The sequence below is a fragment of the Rhodopseudomonas palustris genome (genome assembly GCF_007005445.1).
GTDB classification, from domain to species: Bacteria; Pseudomonadota; Alphaproteobacteria; order Rhizobiales; family Xanthobacteraceae; genus Rhodopseudomonas; species Rhodopseudomonas palustris_G.
In genome coordinates, this window is record NZ_CP041387.1 from 2516402 (window position 1) to 2535239 (window position 18838).

General features: G+C 65.4%; 18 protein-coding genes and 1 pseudogene. 7 read left to right on the top strand and 12 right to left on the bottom strand.

Annotated elements, in window-relative coordinates; all coding sequences use genetic code 11:
- Positions 1-223: 223 nt before the first annotated feature.
- From FLL57_RS11470 to FLL57_RS11480, 3 genes are all read left to right on the top strand, one after another.
- Complete coding sequence (locus tag FLL57_RS11470) at positions 224-904, top strand: hypothetical protein (RefSeq protein WP_142882948.1); 681 nt, start codon at positions 224-226, stop codon at positions 902-904.
- 491 nt (positions 905-1395) lie between these two features.
- Positions 1396-1650, top strand: a complete 255-nt coding sequence (locus FLL57_RS11475; protein ID WP_142882949.1) for a FitA-like ribbon-helix-helix domain-containing protein — start codon at positions 1396-1398, stop codon at positions 1648-1650.
- Positions 1651-1662: 12 nt separating this feature from the next.
- Positions 1663-2085, top strand: a complete 423-nt coding sequence (locus FLL57_RS11480; protein WP_047308695.1) for a type II toxin-antitoxin system VapC family toxin — start codon at positions 1663-1665, stop codon at positions 2083-2085.
- Positions 2086-2246: 161 nt separating this feature from the next.
- Here the strand turns inward: FLL57_RS11480 and FLL57_RS11485 are convergent, their stop codons facing one another.
- A complete protein-coding gene (locus FLL57_RS11485) occupies positions 2247-2822 on the bottom strand; it encodes an HXXEE domain-containing protein (protein ID WP_142882950.1) in 576 nt (191 codons plus the stop codon).
- A 463-nt stretch (positions 2823-3285) separates the two neighbouring features.
- Here FLL57_RS11485 and FLL57_RS11490 point away from each other — a divergent pair, with 463 nt between their 5' ends.
- From FLL57_RS11490 to FLL57_RS11500, 3 genes and pseudogenes are all read left to right on the top strand, one after another.
- Complete coding sequence (locus FLL57_RS11490; protein ID WP_142882951.1) at positions 3286-4260, top strand: OmpA family protein; 975 nt, start codon at positions 3286-3288, stop codon at positions 4258-4260.
- Between the two features lie 213 nt (positions 4261-4473).
- Positions 4474-5151 carry a nitroreductase gene (locus FLL57_RS11495; protein ID WP_142882952.1) on the top strand — a complete coding sequence of 226 codons (678 nt, stop codon included), beginning with the start codon at positions 4474-4476 and terminating at the stop codon, positions 5149-5151.
- 205 nt (positions 5152-5356) lie between these two features.
- A pseudogene (locus FLL57_RS11500) lies at positions 5357-7427 on the top strand (ATP-binding protein).
- A gap of 21 nt (positions 7428-7448) precedes the next feature.
- On the opposite strand, the gene FLL57_RS11505 reads toward FLL57_RS11500, so the two are convergent.
- The 6 genes from FLL57_RS11505 to FLL57_RS11530 form a co-directional block, all read right to left on the bottom strand.
- Entirely contained in the window at positions 7449-7868 is a 420-nt protein-coding gene (locus tag FLL57_RS11505; protein WP_142882953.1) for a secondary thiamine-phosphate synthase enzyme YjbQ, read from the bottom strand.
- 72 nt (positions 7869-7940) lie between these two features.
- Positions 7941-9911 (bottom strand): putative bifunctional diguanylate cyclase/phosphodiesterase, encoded by a 1971-nt coding sequence (locus tag FLL57_RS11510; protein ID WP_142882954.1) that lies wholly within the window; start codon positions 9909-9911, stop codon positions 7941-7943.
- A complete protein-coding gene (locus FLL57_RS11515; RefSeq protein ID WP_142882955.1) occupies positions 9908-10087 on the bottom strand; it encodes a hypothetical protein in 180 nt (59 codons plus the stop codon). Before FLL57_RS11515 ends, FLL57_RS11510 begins: the two co-directional genes overlap by 4 nt.
- 123 nt (positions 10088-10210) lie before the next feature.
- Complete coding sequence (locus tag FLL57_RS11520) at positions 10211-11542, bottom strand: replication-associated recombination protein A (protein WP_142882956.1); 1332 nt, start codon at positions 11540-11542, stop codon at positions 10211-10213.
- 225 nt (positions 11543-11767) lie between these two features.
- Positions 11768-13159: a DegQ family serine endoprotease gene (locus FLL57_RS11525; RefSeq protein ID WP_013501940.1), complete on the bottom strand. Its 1392-nt coding sequence runs from the start codon at positions 13157-13159 to the stop codon at positions 11768-11770.
- Positions 13160-13241: 82 nt separating this feature from the next.
- Positions 13242-13628 carry a winged helix-turn-helix transcriptional regulator gene (locus FLL57_RS11530; RefSeq protein ID WP_047307197.1) on the bottom strand — a complete coding sequence of 129 codons (387 nt, stop codon included), beginning with the start codon at positions 13626-13628 and terminating at the stop codon, positions 13242-13244.
- Between the two features lie 117 nt (positions 13629-13745).
- On the opposite strand from FLL57_RS11530, the gene FLL57_RS11535 reads away from it, so the two are divergent.
- Positions 13746-14762, top strand: coding sequence for a zinc-binding alcohol dehydrogenase family protein (locus FLL57_RS11535; protein WP_142882957.1), 1017 nt, complete (start codon positions 13746-13748; stop codon positions 14760-14762).
- A gap of 208 nt (positions 14763-14970) precedes the next feature.
- Here the strand turns inward: FLL57_RS11535 and FLL57_RS11540 are convergent, their stop codons facing one another.
- The 5 genes from FLL57_RS11540 to rpsM all read right to left on the bottom strand — a co-directional run bounded on the left by FLL57_RS11540 (position 14971) and on the right by rpsM (position 18728).
- Positions 14971-15765, bottom strand: a complete 795-nt coding sequence (locus FLL57_RS11540; RefSeq protein ID WP_142882958.1) for an SDR family NAD(P)-dependent oxidoreductase — start codon at positions 15763-15765, stop codon at positions 14971-14973.
- A gap of 349 nt (positions 15766-16114) precedes the next feature.
- Entirely contained in the window at positions 16115-16531 is a 417-nt protein-coding gene (gene rplQ / locus FLL57_RS11545) for a 50S ribosomal protein L17 (protein WP_142882959.1), read from the bottom strand.
- A gap of 156 nt (positions 16532-16687) precedes the next feature.
- Positions 16688-17731 carry a DNA-directed RNA polymerase subunit alpha gene (locus FLL57_RS11550; RefSeq protein ID WP_185966135.1) on the bottom strand — a complete coding sequence of 348 codons (1044 nt, stop codon included), beginning with the start codon at positions 17729-17731 and terminating at the stop codon, positions 16688-16690.
- A 109-nt stretch (positions 17732-17840) separates the two neighbouring features.
- Positions 17841-18230 (bottom strand): 30S ribosomal protein S11, encoded by a 390-nt coding sequence (rpsK, locus tag FLL57_RS11555; protein WP_011158772.1) that lies wholly within the window; start codon positions 18228-18230, stop codon positions 17841-17843.
- Positions 18231-18359: 129 nt separating this feature from the next.
- Complete coding sequence (gene rpsM, locus FLL57_RS11560; protein WP_013501934.1) at positions 18360-18728, bottom strand: 30S ribosomal protein S13; 369 nt, start codon at positions 18726-18728, stop codon at positions 18360-18362.
- Positions 18729-18838 lie beyond the last annotated feature (110 nt).

Genomic DNA, 18838 nt, shown 5'->3' on the forward strand with positions numbered 1-18838 from the left:
CCCAATACTCAAATTCCTTCGAAAAGCATATACGAGTTTCAATAGGCATTTTCTGATCGGCAAATTATCGAGCGAGCGCACCGGAATGCTACAGGCAAGACGCGAGAAACTCCCGTATAGACCGCCAGGGCTATTTCTAGATATCAATCGGGAGAAGATAATCCTCGTCATACTAGTTACTACATTAGTGTTCATAGTCCTCTTCTTTGGTAACATTGATGAGATGAAGATTGCCGGCATTGAACTTAAGATCAAACCTGGCCACAATGCGTATCTTCGTAGCTACATCGTGTTCAGCCTCTTTGTCGCATCTACTTACACCTTAATTCGCTGGACCAGCCGATTCACTGAAAGCTGGGCCTTCTTACGAGGCGAAGACATATTCTCACAGCTACAAGATTCTCTCGGCAGCGCAGTCCACCAGATCGAACAAGTTGGGAAGCTACTTCAACGAGACATCGATGATAAGAAAGAGATTAAGGCCACGCTTGATGAAACAGCAAAGATGCTCAACACTGAAGTGAGCCGCATCGAGCAGCGCGTGATGAACTGTTTCAGCGGGAATTCGGACGAAGGCAACGCTTTGTCTAAAACCCTCTCACTATTCGATGCGATTGCGAAGAACGCGGCCGATACCGCTCAGAGGGTGGAATTGGGCATAGTAAAGTATGAGCATCAATCCTACGAGCTATTCAACACTGTCGCCGTGAATCTTGTCGGAACCAAACGCCTCGCCTTCGGCGGTTGGGCGACCAAACTGAGGATCGCGCTTGATGTTGCTCCCCCGTTTCTTTGCGGCGCTATCTTGCTCTGGGTTCTATTCGAAGAGAGAACAGGCCTCATTCTGTGGATTTCACAACCGCTGAGCCGGTTCACCGATTTCTGCTTGAGCTGCAGCATATAGAGCCCGTCGGGCGGAATAGCGAAGCGTAATCCGCCGACTCGCCCACCGCAATTCGCCGAGGCGTCGCAATGCCGGATTACACCTTTAACTAACCCGCCTACTATCTGCGCAATTGGTGGCTCGGAGTTTCAGAATGGGGCGTTGGTTCTTTCTCAGCAAGCGCAGGGTGGGCAAAGGCGCGTCAGTGCCGGGCCCACGTATAGGTCGCTCCGCGATGCTGGGCCGCTGCGCCGCGCGGTCTTCGCTTTCCGCCGTCGCTCTTCGAGCTATGGCGGACAAGCCGCTCAGCGCCACCCTACGGGCCGCGTTCGCTCGTCGCGTCAGGCGAACGACGCCTTCGGCTGATCCACCCACGGATTCACGCGGCGTGATCGCACCGCCCCGCTTCCGCCTGGGAGGTCTGGTGGCTCGCGAGTGCCGGTAACCCTTGAAAAATGCCATCATTTTTCCTATTCTGATAGCATCGCCATCATTTCGCGGAGGACGCCATCATGGTCGCCGTCACCATTCGCAACCTCTCCGAGGAGGCGCATCGCGCCCTGAAGGTCCGCGCGGCGCAGCATAATCGCAGCGCGGAAGCGGAGATGCGCGCCATTCTGGAAGCCGCGGTCCGCCCCGAGGGCCGCTTGCTGCTCGGCACGGCTTTGCAGGAGATCGGGCAGAAATACGACATCACCAATGCTGATATCGAAGCCATCGAACAGGTCCGAGACAAGCGTCCTGCCAAGCCGATGAAGTTTGAGTGACCGGCGCTTCGAATGATCGTGCTGGACACCAACGTCGTCTCCGAAGCGATGACGCGCGAACCGCATCCGCGGGTGCGCGAATGGCTCAATGCTCAGTCCGCCGAGACTTTGTTCCTGTCCAGCATCACCGTCGCCGAACTTCTGTTCGGCGTTAGCGTCTTGCCGGCCGGAAAGCGTAAGAACGCCTTGGGCGCTGCGCTCGACGATGTGTTGGACGTGTTTGCCACCCGCATCCTGCCGTTCGATACCCCGGCTGCGCAGCGCTATGCCGATCTCGCCGTCAAGGCGCGCGCGGCCGGCAAGGGCTTCCCCACGCCCGACGGCTACATCGCCGCGATCGCCACCGCGCACGGGTTCGCTGTCGCGTCGCGCGACGCGAGTGCGTTCGACGCCGCCGGTCTGACCGTGATCGATCCCTGGACCACAAATGACTGAGACGCATCAAGCGTAAGCAAGCGTAGGGTGGGCAAAGGCGCGCACGCGCCGTGCCCACGCGCTGTTGCACACCGCGTTTCGCGTCAGCTTCGCTTTCCGCCGTCGCTCTTCGAGCTATGGCGGACGAGGCGCTCGGCGCCCCCCTACGGGCCGTCGGGGACTTACGCCTGCGCGATCGCCCCCCGCCCCGCCCTTGCCCGCTGCAGCGCGTGCAGCGCGATGGCGGCGTGGATGCCGATTGCGATGGCGAGCGCGACGACGAGCTGGAGCGTCGTGGCGGGAATGGTGAGGACGGCGACCAGGCCGAACGGGATGAACACCAGCACCACGCTGACGAGGCCGGGATTGTAGCTGCGCAGATGCGCCGCCATGCCGAGATGGCTGAGGCCGTTGACGAAAATCAGCCAGGCCGCGGCGAGGCCCCAGCCTGGGCCGACGAAATACGCCGCATACAGCGCCGCCAGATTGATGCCCCAGACGCCGGGCAGATTGATCACCAGCACGTCGCCGGGGGTGAGTGCCTCGACGCCGCCGAACACGCGGGCGTTGACGAAGCGGCGGAAGCGGTCGCCGAGATGCTCCTCGACCTGGTGCAGCATGTAGATCGGCGACGCCAGATAGATCAGCAGCAGCGCGCGGTCGCCGCCGGCGACGCCGATCGGCAGCAGCAGGAGCAGCGCCACGCCCATGAAAAGCGCGGCCGCGACCCAATGGGCTTCGAGATACGATCTGATCATGTGCGCACCGAAGTTGGTGACATGGTGCAAGGCTACGCGGGATTACTTAACCGGGCGTGTCGGCGGCGGGCGGGCAGCGTGATCGGCATCAGCACGTAACGCGGAGCCCGGGTGAGCGGAGCGATACCCGGGATCACAGGATGATCCGCCGCCCCGCATCTCGCTGCACTCATGCGGGCTACGGTCCTACGGTCCCACAATCGGGACGGTCCTCCGGTCCTCGGATTTGCGCGCCCCGGAATGATGTCGTGACCTCGTTCAGCGGACTGCATGCGCGATGCCGGATTCGTTCGGCTGGGCGGATCGCACCGCGCAACGCCGATGAACCGAACAAGCCCTCCGCTCGACGAACGCCAGGTGCGCCATTTCGGGCCACCGCGCGACCCTTTCGGAAGCCGTGAGCACGATGGAACGCTTCGCCCCGGTGTCGCGCCCTTGATTCTTCATGGTGCGGAGCTGATCGATGCTGAAGCGTGTCCTGATTTGTGTGGCGGTGATGGGGATCGGTGCCGGCGCGGCCGGCGCCAAGGACATTCCCGGCGGCAAGGATCATCCGCTGATCGGCCGCTACGACGGCGCCGCGCTGACGCTGTACAAGACCAGCGACTATGCCGAGCAGAACATCCTGACAAAGCCGATCACCTCGGCCGACCGCCGCGCGACCGGCAAACGCCTCAACGTCGCCAACAGCGTGCCGGCTGCCGGCCGGTCGTTCCGGATCCGTTACGACGGGCCGGCGGGACGCTCGCCGCTCGAAGTTGCGCGTAACTTCCAGAGCGGACTGAAGGCTAAGGGCTTCGACATCCTGTTCGAATGCAAGGGCGGCGAGTGTTCGGACCTGTCCGGCTCGGAGCTGTATTTCGCGCTCCAGGACGAAAGCCCGCTCGGCAAGGGCGACATCCATTCCAATCCGGGCTCGCAGGTGTTCACCGCGGCCAAGCTGACGCGCGCCGAAGGCGACGTCTATGCGACGATCTATGTCGGCGACTTCAACAAGGCTCCGGAGGTGCTGGTCGACGTCGTCGAGACATCGCCGATGGATGAAGGCAAGATCGTGTTCGTCGACGCCGCCAAGATGCAGAAGGACATCGACGCCACCGGCCGCGTCGCGCTTTACGGCATCCTGTTCGATTTCGATCAGGCGACAATCCGGCCGGATTCACAGCCGACGCTGAACGAGATCGCCAAATATCTCGGCGCCAATCCGTCCATGAAGCTGATCGTCGCCGGGCATACCGACTGGAAAGGCGGCTTCGACTACAACATCGACCTGTCGAAGCGGCGCGCCGAGGCGGTCGTGAAAGCGCTGACCGGCATGGGCGTTGCGACCGCGCGGCTGCGCCCGTTCGGCGCCGGGCCGGCGGCGCCGGTGGCGAGCAATGCCAGCGAATCCGGCCGCGCGAAAAATCGCCGCGTCGAATTGGTGAAAGCCGAATAGTTCGGAAGGCGCCGCCCCGCATATCGCTGCGCTCATGCGGGCTACGGTTCCGCGGTTCTTTATCGGGCGAGTCCCGCGCAGCTCATCGCGGGATTCCGGGTTCGCGCGCTGTGCGCGCGCCCCGGAATGACGGCCTGTTGCGCCATCTTGCGCTCGGCATCCGAAACCGCGACACTCCGCGGCAATCAGAAGCTCTTGGGGGAAACCAGACGCATGCAATACGACGACGTGGTCCGCGGCCGCCGCTCGATCCGCGGCTACAAGCCTGATCCCGTGCCGCGGGAATTGATCGAGGAAATCCTCGAACTGGCGATGCGGGCGCCCTCCTCGATGAACAGCCAGCCGTGGAATTTCACCGTCCTCACCGGCGAGCCGCTCGACCGCATCCGCGCCGGCAACACCGAGCGCAATCTCGCCGGCGTGCCGCACAGCCGCGAATTCCGGATCGGTCAGCCGTTCGCCGGCCCTCATCGCGAGCGGCAGGTCACCGTCGCCAAGCAGCTGTTCTCGGCGATGGGGATCGCGCGCGACGATCAGGCCAAGCGGCAGGACTGGGTGCTGCGCGGCTTCCGCCAGTTCGATGCGCCGGTGTGCATCATCATCACCTACGACCGCGTGCTCAGCGACAGCGATGACACCGCGTTCGATTGCGGCGCGGTGACCAATGCGCTGGTCAACGCCGCGTGGTCGCGCGGCTTAGGTGCGGTGATCAACAGCCAGGGCATCATGCAATCGCCGGTGGTGCGCGAGCATGCCGGCATCGCCGACGATCAGGTGATCATGAAGGCGATCGCGCTCGGCTGGCCGGACGACGAGTTCCCCGCCAATGCGGTGGTGTCCGAGCGCAAGCCGGTGCGCGACGCCGCGCGGTTCGTCGGATTCGGCGGCTGACTGGCTTTTGATGTGACATCGCTCCGCGGCCCGGCGCCGCGGGGTGCGGCGTGTGTCAAGCTGCTTTGACAAACCCTCGCAATTCGGAGAGTAATGCAAGCAGCCGCGCCCGAGCGGTCACCGCACGGGCCGGCCGCAACAACGCGGCCGCCCTTCCCGTCCTGTATCGCACAGTTCGTGTCACGCTCGCCGGTTGTCGATCCCGATGCAGTCCCCCTCCAGTCCCGCGGTCAGCCAGAGCGAGGCACGCTATCGTGCGCTGTTCGAAGCGATCGACGACGGCTTCTGCATCATCGAATTCTTCGACGGCCCGCACGGCCCGCTCAGCGACTATCGCCACATCGAAGCCAACGCCGGCTACGAGAAGCAGACCGGCATTCCCGACATCATCGGCCGCACCTTGCGCGATCTGGTGCCGGACGAGGCCGACGGCTGGGCGGAACTGTATCCGCAGCGTGCTGCTGACCGGCCGGCCGATCCATTTCGAGCGCGAGTTCATCGCCGTGAACCGCATCATCGAAGTGTCGGCGACACGGATCGAGCCGCCCGAGCTGCGCCAGGTCGCGGTGCTGTTCCGCGACATCACCGCGCGCAAGCGCGCCGAGGCGGCGCTCCGCGACAGCGAGCAACTGGCGCGCGACAACGTGCAGCGGGTGCAGCTCGCGCTCGCCGCCGGCGCGATCATCGGAACCTGGCTGTGGGACCTGCCGACCGATCGCTTCACCGTCGATGAAGCGTTCGCGCGGGCATTCGGGCTCGATCCGGCGCTCGGCCGCGACGGCCTCAGCCTGGCGCAGGTCGTCGCCACCGTGCATCCCAACGATCAGGCCGGCCTCGCGGCCGCGATCGAGGAAGCGGTCAAGCGCGGCGGGCCTTACGCTCATCAGTACCGGGTGCGCCGCGCCGACGGCAAGTACTACTGGCTCGAGGCCAACGGCCGGGTCGAGCACGGGCCGGACGGCACGCCGCTGAGCTTTCCCGGCGTGCTGATCGACATCGACGACCGCCGCGCACTGGCCGCCGAGCGCGACCGCGCCATCGCCGAGCTGCGCGCGCTGAACGAGACCCTGGAACAGCGCATCGCCGAAGCCCGCGCCGAGCTGCTGCGCTCCGCCGAACAGCTACGCCAGTCGCAGAAGATGGAAGCCGTCGGCCAGCTCACCGGCGGGCTGGCGCACGACTTCAACAATCTGCTCGCCGGCATCTCCGGCAGCCTCGAGCTGATGAGCACGCGGATTCGCCAGGGCCGGATCGGCGAGATCGACAAGTACGTCGTGGCGGCGCAAGGCGCGGTGAAGCGCGCCGCATCGCTGACCCACCGCCTGCTCGCCTTCGCACGCCGCCAGACGCTGACGCCGACCGCCGCCAACGTCAACCGGCTGGTCAGCGGCATGATCGACCTGATCCAGCGCAGCGTCGGCCCGGGCATCGACGTGCAGCACGTCGGCGCCGCCGGGCTGTGGAGCGTGCTGGTCGACGTGCCGCAGCTCGAAAGCGCGCTGCTCAATCTGTGTATCAACGCCCGCGACGCGATGCCGAGCGGCGGCAAGATCACGATCGAGACCGGCAATCGCTGGATCGACCGGGCGCAGTCGCGGCTGTACGACATTCCGACCGGGCAATACGTCTCGCTGTGCGTCTCCGACACCGGCACCGGCATGACCCCGGACGTGATCGCCAAGGCATTCGATCCGTTCTTCACCACCAAGCCGATCGGCCAGGGCACCGGGCTCGGGCTGTCGATGATCTACGGCTTCGCGCAGCAGTCCGGCGGACAGGTGCGGATCTATTCCGAAGTCGGCCAGGGCACGATGGTGTGCATCTATCTGCCGCGGCACCGCGGCGAGGCCGCCGAGGACGAGCGCTTCCCGGACTCCACCGCGATCCCGTTCGCCCACACCGGCGAGACCGTGATGGTGGTCGACGACGAGCCCACGGTGCGGATGCTGGTCGCCGACGTACTCGAAGACCTCGGCTACTCCGCGCTGGAAGCCTCCGACAGCGTCGGCGGCCTGAAGCTGCTGCAATCGGAAGCGCGGATCGATCTCTTGGTCACCGACGTCGGCCTGCCCGGCGGCATGAACGGCCGCCAGCTCGCCGACGCCGCCCGCCAGATCCGCCCCGGGCTCAACGTGCTGTTCATCACCGGTTTCGCCGAGAACGCGCTGCTCAACAACGGCCAGCTCGAACCCGGCATGGCGGTGCTGACCAAGCCGTTCGCGGTCGACACGCTGGCGGCGCGAATCCGCGAGCTGATCGGGAAATCGCCGAATTAGTTCGGACGGGCGGGGAACGAACTACTCGCCGATGATCTTGATCAGCACACGCTTCCTGCGGCCGCCGTCGAATTCGCCGTAGAAGATCTGCTCCCAGGGGCCGAAATCGAGCCGGCCTTCGGTGATCGCCACCACCGCCTCGCGGCCCATCACCTGGCGCTTCATATGCGCGTCGGCGTTGTCTTCGCCGGTGCGGTTGTGGCGATAGGACGACACCGGCTCGTGCGGCGCGAGCTGCTCCAGCCATTTGTCGTAGTCGGCGTGCAACCCGCTCTCGTCGTCGTTGATGAACACCGACGCGGTGATGTGCATGGCATTCACCAGCACCAGCCCCTCGCGCACGCCGCTGTCACGCAGCGCCTGCTCGACCTCGCCGGTGATGTTGATGAACGCCCGCCGCCCCGGGGTCTGAAACCACAGCTCCTTGCGATACGACTTCATCGCGCAGCTCTCCTTTGTCCGTGTGATCGGTTGGGCCGAACCATGCGGCGACCGCGGCGCGGCGTAAAGCGCTCAGGCGAGCTGCCGTTCGCTGCGACGCTCGTCGTCGCGGCCGGCGAGCCACGCCACCGCGTCGGCGGCGCGCATCGGGCGGCCGTACAGCCAGCCCTGACCGTAGGAACAGCCGAGCATCCGCAGCGTCTCGGCCTCGCCCTGGCTCTCGACGCCCTCGGCGATGATGCGGTGGCCGAGCGGCCGCGCCACCGCGGTGATCGCGGCGATCAGTTGCTGGTTCTGAACATTGGCGCTGACGCCGTGCACGAACGAGCGGTCGATCTTGATGGTGTCGAGCGCGATGCTCATCAGATTCGAGATCGACGAATGGCCGACGCCGAAATCGTCGATCGCAAGGCCAAAGCCGTAGTGCTCGATCCGCTGCAACTCGCGGGCGCACTGCTTGGGATCGAACAGTGCCTCTTCGGTGATCTCGATCTCGATCCGGCGCGGATCGATGCCGTGACGCTGGGTCAGGTCGATCAGGATTTTGGACGGCGAATGCAGCGTCAGTTCGCGCGGCGAAACGTTGATCGCGACAGTGAGCGGCGGCGCGCCGCTGCGGTCGAGCGCACGCAGGAACTCGCACGACGCGTCGCCGATGAACGACAGCAGCCGCGCCGACAGTTGCAGCCGGATCGCGGCATGGATGATGTCCGGCGGCGGGATCAGCCCGGCGGTCGGATGGCGCCAGCGCAGCAGCGCCTCGAAGCCGACCACCTGTCCGGTGGCGAGCACTACCTGCGGCTGGAATTCGAGATGCAGTTCGCCCCGCGCCAGCGCGCCCGGCAGATCGCCGTCGATGCAGCGCTGCAGCAGGAACTCCTCCTGCATCCGCCCGTCGAACAGCCGGATGCAGGCGCGGCCGTCGTCCTTGGCGCGGTACAGCGCGGCGTCGGCGCGCGAGAACACGTCCTCGACATCGATCGGCCCGCCCGAATGCGCCGCGATGCCGATCGAGCAACTGATCGCCAGCGGCTGCCCCGCAACCCGCAGCGGCCGGGTCAGCGCGCCGCTCAGCCGCCGCGCCAGGGCCAGCGCCCGCGCCGCGACGTCTTCGCCCTGCAGCACCACAATGAATTCATCGCCGCCGAGCCGCACCGGCAGATCGTGCGGCCCGCACGACGACCGCAGCAGTTCGGCCACCGCGGCGATCACCCGGTCGCCGGCATCGTGGCCGCGGGTGTCGTTGATGGTCTTGAAGTTGTCGACGTCGAACAGCACGAAGGCGACGCCCTGCCCCGAGCGACACGCGGCCGCCGCGGCGTCGCGGAAGTGACTGCGGTTGGCGAGCCCGGTAAGCGGATCGGCTCGCGCGATCTGCTCCAGCGCGCGGTTCGAACTCAGCACTTCGTTGTTAGCGCTTGCCAGCGAATTGGCGAGATCGGTCGCCTCCAGCGCGGTCATCTGGCTGGCAGTGAACTCCCGCTCGCCGCCGATCGCAGCACGGAACAGCATGAAGGTGAGGAACACCCCGTCGAACAAGATGATGTAGTCAGAGCTGTTACCGGACATCATGATCCGGAACAGCGTCGCCGCCATCACCGGCGCCGCGAAGGCGAGCGCGACGCGGGCATAGGCGGCGCCCTGGATGATCGCGCCGGTGGTGGCGCCGACCATGATGAAGGTGATGTAGTCGATGCCCTGATGGGCGGCGAACACCCCGACCGCCGCAGGCACGACGCTCCACAACAGACCGCTGGCGAAGGCCAGCAGCGTCAACTGGCGCAGCACCTGATACGGCGCCGTCTCCACTGCCCCCGTCCTCGCCAACCGCGCAACCCACCAGGCCCGAAACAGCGCCAGCACCGTCGCGGCGCCGAGCCACCACAGGATCGGGGTCTCGCCGTTCTCGCGATATAGCAGCGCCGCGAGCGACAGCGCGATCACGATGTTGGAGAGCAAGGTGAGCCGGACGTTGCGCAACGCCGTGCGGGCCTGGGCCTTGGCGAGAGCGATCGCCTTGAAGCTGCTGTCGGCGCGGGTCATGCAGAAAATCGATCGGTGATTGGAAATGCCGCTGATGTTCGGAGCAGCCAGTCAACCAGCGGCTTTTTAACATCGGCTTTGCACGCAGCGGCAAAACGACCGCGCCGAGACAATCCGAACCGATTGGTTTCCGGTTTGGAAAGATCAGCCGCGAAGGCGAGCGCAGCAGACGGCATTCGGCCTTCGCGTGCGCTAAGCGGCCAGCACCTCGCCCCTCGAACCTCGAATGCAACTAATACGCAGATTTCAATGATGATCTAAGAACAGGGAACCTGCCGCAATTGCGAACAAGTTGCGGACTAATTGCCCTTGGCGGCGCGCAGCTTGGCCCAATAGTCCAGCCGCTTGCGGATCTCGCGCTCGAAGCCGCGGTCAGGCGGATCGTAGAAGGTCTGACGGCCGAGCGTTTCCGGGAAGTAGTCCTGGCCGGAGAAACCTTCCGGGGTGTCGTGGTCGTACTGATAGCCCGAGCCGTAGCCCTCGTTCTTCATCAGCCCGGTGGGGGCATTGAGGATATGCTTGGGCGGCAGCAGCGAGCCGGCCTGCTTGGCGGTGCGCATCGCCGTCTTGTAGGCGGTATAGGCGGCATTCGATTTCGGCGCGGTGGCGACGTAGATCACGGCTTGCGCGATCGCCAGTTCGCCCTCCGGGCTGCCGAGAAAGTCGTAAGCGTCCTTGGCGGCGTTGGCGATCACCAGCGCCTGCGGATCGGCCAGCCCGACGTCTTCGACCGCCATCCGCACCACCCGCCGCGCCAGGAACAGCGGATCCTCGCCGGCGTCGAACATCCGGCACAGATAGTACAGCGCGGCGTCCGGATCGGAGCCGCGCACCGATTTGTGCAGCGCGGAGATCAGGTTGTAGTGACCGTCGGCGCCCTTGTCGTAGATCGGCGCGCGGCGCTGCAGGATGTCCTGAAGCTGCGTGGCATTGAACACTTCGCCGGCGCGCGCCGAGCGCCAGACCTCTTCGGCCAGCGTCAACGAGGCGCGGCCGTCGCCGTCCGCCATCCGCACCAGCACCGCGCGCGCCTCGGCGTCGAGCGGCAGCTTCCTTCCCTCGACCTCTTCGGCGTGAACGAACAGCTTCTCGATCGCCTCGGCATCGAGCGAACGAAACACCAGCACACGCGCACGAGACAACAACGCCGCATTCAGCTCGAACGACGGGTTCTCGGTGGTCGCGCCGACCATCACCACGGTGCCGTCTTCCATCACCGGCAGAAACGAGTCCTGCTGCGCTTTGTTGAAGCGGTGCACCTCGTCGACGAACAGCAGCGTGCCGGTGCCCATCTCGCGGCGGGCGCGGGCGGCATCGAACACTTTCTTCAGATCGGCGACGCCGGAAAACACCGCGGAGATCTGCTCGAAATGCAGCTCGGTGGCGTCGGCCAGCAGCCGCGCGACCGTCGTCTTGCCGGTGCCGGGCGGGCCCCAGAACACCAGCGAGCCGAGCGTGCGGGTCTCCAGCATCCGCGTCAATGCGCCGTCGGGGCCGACGATGTGATCCTGCCCGACGACGTCGGCAAGCGAGCGCGGCCGCAGCCGATCCGGCAACGGCCGCGGCGCCTCGCGCTCGAGACCCGCGGCGGCGAACAGATTTTCGGATTGTTGCGGGCGCTTCGGGCTCATGCCGTTGTGCCCCCATCCGCTGCGCGAAGATTCTGCGTGCCGACCGGATAGCGGCCCCGTCCACTCACCTTCGTCATGGCCGGGCTTGTCCCGGCCATCCACGTCTTCCTTGCAAAAGCTGTTGCAAGGCGTGGATGCCCGGCACAAGGCCGGGCATGACGTGGGGCTAAGTCAGTGCCGGAATTCATCGGCAGAGGTCTCTGGTGGGCGTCGTGTCCCGAACGGCTAACCGCCGAGGGTGACTTGGATCTGCTGGCCGCCGCGGACCAGCATGATGCGCCACAGCCGCGGCGATTGGCCGGCGACTCGTTCGAGGTCTCCGGTCTTGGCGATCCGGGTGTTGTTGACCGCGACGATGATGTCGCCCTTCTGGAATCCGACATTCGCGGCGGTGCTGTCGCCGGCAAGTTCGGTGACGACGACCCCTTCGACGCTCGGATCGAGCCGCATCTCGTCGGCGATCGCCGGAGAGATGTTGGCGATCCTGGCACCCTGGAACGGCGACCGCGAGGTGATCACCAGCTCGTCGCGGCCGGTGTCCGGCGCGGTTTCGAGCGGGATCGAGAGCTTCACCGGCTTGCCGCTGCGCTGCACTTCGAGCTGCGCGGCGCCGCCGAGCGGCCGGGTGGCGAAGCGATAATCGAAGCCGTTGGGATCGTCGATCGCAAAGCCGTCGATCGAGACGATCAGGTCGGATAGTTTCAGCCCGGCCCGCTCCGCCGGGCTGCCCTGGGTGACACTGGCGACCAGCGCGCCTCCCGGCCGTTTCAGGCCGAGGGTTTCGGCGATCTCCGGCGTCACCGCTTGCAGCCGCGCGCCCAGCCACGGCCGCTTCACCGCCTTGCCGCCGCTCTTGGCCGAGGCGACCACAACCCGCACCATGTTGGCTGGGATCGCGAAGCCGATGCCCTGGGAGCCGCCGGAGCGCGAGAAGATCGCGGTGTTGATGCCGATCAGCTTGCCCGTGATGTCGACCAGCGCACCGCCGGAATTGCCGGGATTGATCGCCGCGTCGGTCTGGATGAAGAACTGATAGTCGGTGATGCCGACCTGGGTGCGCGCCAGCGCCGAGACGATGCCATGAGTCACGGTCTGGCCGACACCGAACGGATTGCCGATCGCCAGCACCACGTCGCCAACCAAGAGATCGTCGGAGTTTGCGAAATCGAGCGTCGCGAACTTCTCGCGGCCGTCCTTGATACGCAGCACCGCCAGATCGGTACGGCTGTCCTTCAGCACGATCTCGGCCTCGAACTCGCGCTTGTCGGCGAGCGCAACTTTGACCTGATCCGCCCCCTCGATGACGTGGTTGTTGGTGACCACGAGGCCGGAGGCGTCGACCATCACGCCGGAGCCGAGAGAGCGCTGGATCTGCTCCGGCTGGCCGGGCACGCCGAAGAACCGGCGAAAGATCGGATCGTCGAGCAGCGGGTTACGATTCTGCACCAGCTTGGCGGCGTAGACGTTCACCACCGCCGGCTGCACGTGCTGCACGATCGGCGCGTAGGACAGCTTCAAATCCGCCGGCGACGACGGCACCCGCCGCTCCTGCGCCGCGAGCGGCGTGGTGAGGGCGAGCGACAGACACAGGACGGCGAACGTGCGGATCGGGTTCATGCGGGAATCCGTTACAGGGGCATCGATAGCGCAGCAGATATAGTCCGCCGGCCCAGCCAGGAGAAGGAAAAGCGGCCGGCGCTCACGCCGGCTGAGCCTCGGCGGTTTCGGCTGCGGGCTCGGACCGCGGGGGAAGCTGCTGCTGGCGGGCGCGATGTTCCTCGCCCCAGCGCTTGAGCGCATCGATCACCGGGCGCAGTCGCTCGCCGGTCTCCGACAGCGCGTATTCCACCCGCGGCGGCACCTCGGCGAACACCTCGCGGGTGATCAGGTCGTCGTCTTCCAGAGCGCGGAGCTGCTTGGTCAGCATCCGCTGGGTGATGCCCGGCATCCGCCGGCGCAGCTCGCCGAACCGCAGCCGGCCGTCCTGCAAATGATACAGGATGACGCCCTTCCACTTGCCGTCGATCAGGTCGAGCGTCACCTCGACCGAGCAGCCGGGGGCACAGGCGAAATCGCGACGTTTCATGCTGGACGTCCAATAGTATCCGATTGGTGACTATATCCCCAAAACGACAGTACTTGCAATAAAGGCCGGTGAAGGCGACCTTGCACGGCAACAAACGCCCCGTGCAAGGAGTCCCCCATGAAAGCTGTCGGATACACCAAGAGCCTCCCGATCGACGATCCGGAGGCGCTGCTCGATTTCGAGCTGCCCGCGCCCGAACCGGGTCCACGCGACCTGCGGGTTGCGGTGAAGGCGATCTCGGTCAATCCGGTCGACTTCAAGGTACGCAGGCGCGCCGCGCCGCCGGCCGGCGAGCACAAGATCCTCGGCTACGACGCGGCCGGCGTGGTCGAGGCGGTCGGCGCCGAGGTGACACTGTTCCGGCCGGGCGACGAGGTGTTTTACGCCGGCTCGATCCAGCGGCCCGGCACCAACGCCGAACTGCATCTGGTCGACGAGCGCATCGTCGGCCGCAAGCCGACCACGCTGTCGTTCGCGCAGGCCGCGGCGCTGCCGCTGACCTCGATCACCGCCTGGGAACTGCTGTTCGACCGGCTCGGCGCGCGGCCGAGCAAGGGGTTCGATCCGCGTACGCTGCTGATCGTCGGCGGCGCCGGCGGCGTCGGCTCGATCCTGATCCAACTCGCGCGGCGGCTCACCGGGCTGACGATCATCGCCACGGCGTCGCGGCCCGAAACCCGGCAATGGTGTCTCGACCTCGGCGCCCACGCGGTGGTCGATCACAGCCAACAGATGAAGCCGCAGATCGACGCTCTGAAGCTGCCGCCGGTCGCGCTGATCGCCAGCCTCACCGGCACCGAACGACACTTCCCGGATTTGGTCGAGATCCTGGCGCCGCAGGGCAAGATCGGCCTGATCGACGATCCGGCGGCGCTGAACCCGATGCTGCTGAAGCCGAAATCAGCGTCGCTGCATTGGGAAGCGATGTTCGCCCGCTCCTCGTATCAGACCGCCGACATGATCGCGCAGCACGATTTGCTCGACGAGGTCGCCGGCCTGATCGACACCGGCGTACTGCGGACGACTCATCAACAGACCTTCGGCACCATCACCGCCGCCAACCTGAAACGCGCGCATGCGTTGCTGGAGAGCGGCACGTCGATCGGGAAGATTGTGCTGGAGGGGTGGGAGTAGTTCTGCTGTTTGGTTCTAGCAGGACGGATTGAGCACCGCGCTCTCTCCGAGTCATTCCGGGGCGCGCGCAGCGCGAACCCGGAATCTCTGCATCATCTCTCGCACTCAGATTTCTTCGTAACAACATCTGGATTCCGGGTTCGCTCGCTTCCGCGAGCGCCCCGGAATGACGGGAATGGATCAAGTGCGCCGTGACTCGAGAACCCAACTACGCGATCGTCTGCAGCAGGCCGCCTTCGGCGCGGAGCGCGGCGCCGTTGGTGGCGGCGGCTTCCTTGGACGACACATAAACCACCATGTTGGCGATCTCTTCGACGGTGGCGAAGCGCTGGATCAGCGAGCCGGGGCGGTGCTGCTTGATGAAGTTGGCGGCGGCTTCGGCCTCCGACTGGCCGTTCTGCTGCGCCAGATCCGCCACGAAGGTCTGCACGCCCTCGCTCATCGTCGGGCCGGGCATCACCGCATTGACGGTGACCGCGGTGCCGCGGGTCATCTCGGCAAGGCCGCGCGAGATCGATAGCTGCGCGGTCTTGGTCATGCCGTAGTGGATCATTTCCTGCGGGATCATCAGGGCGGACTCCGACGAGATGAAGACGATGCGGCCCCAGTTGCGCTCCAGCATCGCCGGCATATAGGCGCGCGACAGCCGCACCCCGCTCATCACGTTGACGTCGAAGAAGCGCTGCCAATCGGCGTCGGGAATGTCGAAGAACGGTTTCGGCTCGAAGATGCCGGCGTTGTTGATCAGGATGTCGACGCGCGGAATCTCCACCAGCAGTGCGGCGCAGCCCTCCGCCGTGGACACATCGGCGGCGACGCCGCACAGCTTGGCGCCGGGTACCGCGTGGTCGAGCGCGGTGAGCGCGGCGTCGACCTTGGCCTGGCTGCGGCCGTTGACCACGACCTCCGCGCCGGCCGCGGCGAGCCCCTTGGCGATGGCGTGACCGATGCCGGCGGTCGAGCCGGTGACGAGCGCGGTCTTGCCGGACAGATCGATGTGCATGGAGAGCTCCTTGTTGTACGAAGCATCGGTCAGAATGCCGGGGCCTGCGATTCACAACGTCGTGGCTCGATCGGACGGCAGTTCGTCCGGCGCGACGTGACCGCCCGGACTGACAGGCCACAACTACACACCGTCGTCGCCCGCGAAGGCGGGCGACCCAGTATCGCAGAGCCTTCGAGCCCATCATCGACGCCCTGGAATACTGGATCCCCGCATACGCGGCGATGACGGCTGATGCTGGGGCACATTCAGCCCCCAGGGATCAGGCTTCCTCAGCGGCATCCGCACAACGAAAAAGGCGGCGCCTTGCGGCACCGCCTTTTGAAATCTCAGACTGGAAGGAAGCCGGTTACGCCGCTTCGGCTTCGCTGTCCTGCGTCGGACCCGAATCCTTGCCCTTGGCGTCCTCGTCGCGGTCGACGAACTCGATCACCGCCATCGCGGCATTGTCGCCGTAGCGGAAGCCGGCCTTGATGATGCGGGTGTAGCCGCCGTTGCGGTCGGCGTAGCGCGGCGCCAGCACGTCGAACAGCTTCTTGACCTGCTCGAGGTCGCGCATTTCGGCGATCGCCTGCCGGCGCTTGTCAAGGCCACCCTTCTTGCCGAGGGTGACCAGCTTCTCGACGATCGGCCGCAGCTCCTTGGCCTTCGGCAGCGTGGTGACGATCTGCTCGTGCTTGATCAGCGCGGCGCACATGTTGGCGAACATCGCCTTGCGGTGTTCGGCAGTGCGGTTGAGCTTCCGATGAACCTTGCCGTGCTTCATGTTGTCAGTCCTTCATTCGATGATACCCGACGGTTCGTCGGAGTTGCAGGCGGGCTACCTGCGTTCGCCCTGGTGGAGCCTCCCCCTTCGAGAGCGGCAGCGCCGCTCCTTCAGGACGAGGAAGAGGCCTCATGGCGAACCATGAGGCCGATCGGCTCAGTAGTGATCTTCGAAGCGCTTGGCGAGCTCGTCGATGTTCTCCGGCGGCCAGCCCGGCACTTCCATGCCGAGATGCAGGCCCATCTGCGCCAGCACTTCCTTGATCTCGTTCAGCGACTTGCGGCCGAAGTTCGGGGTGCGGAGCATTTCGGCTTCCGACTTCTGAACCAGGTCGCCGATATAGACGATGTTGTCGTTCTTCAGGCAGTTCGCCGAACGCACCGACAGCTCCAGCTCGTCCACCTTCTTGAGGAACGCCGGGTTGAAGGCCAGATCCGGGATGATCTCCTGGGTGACTTCCTTGCGCGGCTCTTCGAAGTTGACGAAGACGTTGAGCTGATCCTGCAGGATGCGCGCCGCATAGGCGACGGCGTCTTCCGGCGTGATCGCGCCGTTGGTCTCCACCGTCATGGTCAGCTTGTCGTAGTCGAGGATCTGACCCTCGCGGGTGTTCTCGACCTTGTACGACACCTTGCGAACCGGCGAATACAGGCTGTCGACCGGGATCAGGCCAATCGGCGCGTCCTCGGGACGGTTGCGCTCGGCGGCGACGTAACCCTTGCCGGTGTTGACGGTGAACTCCATGCGGATCTCGGCGCCGTCGTCCAGCGTGCAGAGCTGCAGATCCGGGTTCAGCACGACGATGTCGCCGACGGTCTGGATGTCACCGGCGGTGACGACGCCCGGACCGGACTTCTTGATGACCATCCGCTTCGGGCCTTCGCCCTGCATCTTCAGCGAGATGTCCTTGATGTTCAGCACGATGTCGGTGACGTCCTCGCGCACGCCGGCGATCGAGGAGAACTCGTGCAGCACGCCGTCGATATGCACCGACTGCACCGCCGCGCCCTGCAGCGACGACAGCAGCACGCGGCGCAGCGCGTTGCCGAGCGTCTGGCCGAAGCCGCGCTCAAGCGGCTCGGCGACCAGCGTCGCGAACCGGGTGGCATCGCTCCCGGCCGTAACCTGGAGCTTGTTCGGCCGAATCAATTCCTGCCAATTTTTCTGGATCGTCACTGTGTCACCTTCCTGGCCGGTCAATGAACGCCGGGGCCCCGGCGCATCGTCACTGGCATTGGAAACTGCGGATCAATCCGCGGGAAACAACGAATAGATTCGCCGGCGGCACGGGGCCGCCAGCGACGAAAACTCAGACGCGACGACGCTTGCGCGGGCGGCAGCCGTTGTGCGGGATGGTGGTGACGTCGCGGATCGAGGTCACCGTGAAGCCCGCCGCCTGCAGCGCGCGCAGCGCCGACTCGCGACCCGAACCGGGGCCCGCCACCTCGACTTCGAGGGTGCGCATGCCGTGCTCCTGCGCCTTCTTGGCGACGTCCTCCGCCGCGACCTGGGCGGCGTACGGGGTCGACTTGCGCGAGCCCTTGAAACCCATCGTGCCGGCCGACGACCAGGCGATCGCATTGCCCTGCGCGTCGGTGATGGTGATGGTGGTGTTGTTGAACGACGAATTCACATGCGCGATGCCGGAGGCGATGTTCTTGCGCTCGCGACGGCGAATGCGGGTGGCGTCCTTGGCCATAGTCTACCTTTCTACGTGATCTCAACGCCGCCGTAACGCCAGCGGCTACACCGAAACGACGAATGGCGAACAGCGAGTGGCGAATAGGGGAAGCCCCTACTCGCCATTCACAATCCGCAATTCGCAAACTTACTTCTTCTTGCCGGCGATCGCCTTCGCCGGACCCTTGCGGGTACGGGCGTTGGTGTGGGTGCGCTGACCACGCACCGGCAGGCCGCGACGATGGCGCAGGCCGCGATAGCAGCCGAGGTCCATCAGACGCTTGATGTTCATACCGGTCTCACGGCGAAGGTCGCCCTCGACCAGATAGTCGCGGTCGATCACTTCGCGGATCTGCAGCACTTCGGCGTCGCTGAGCTGGTTGACGCGACGGTCGAGCGGGATCTTCACCTTCTCGACGATGTCGGCGGCATGCTTCTGGCCGATGCCATGGATGTACTGAAGCGCAATCAGGACGCGCTTGTTGGTCGGGATATTCACGCCGGCTATACGGGCCACAGACTTCTCTCCTGTCACCGGCTAGCAGCCGGTCAATTCCTTGATCTCTCGGGCGGCGTTCACATACGCCAACACGACGCCATGCCCTTGCTCAGTTCGGGGCCCGGCAT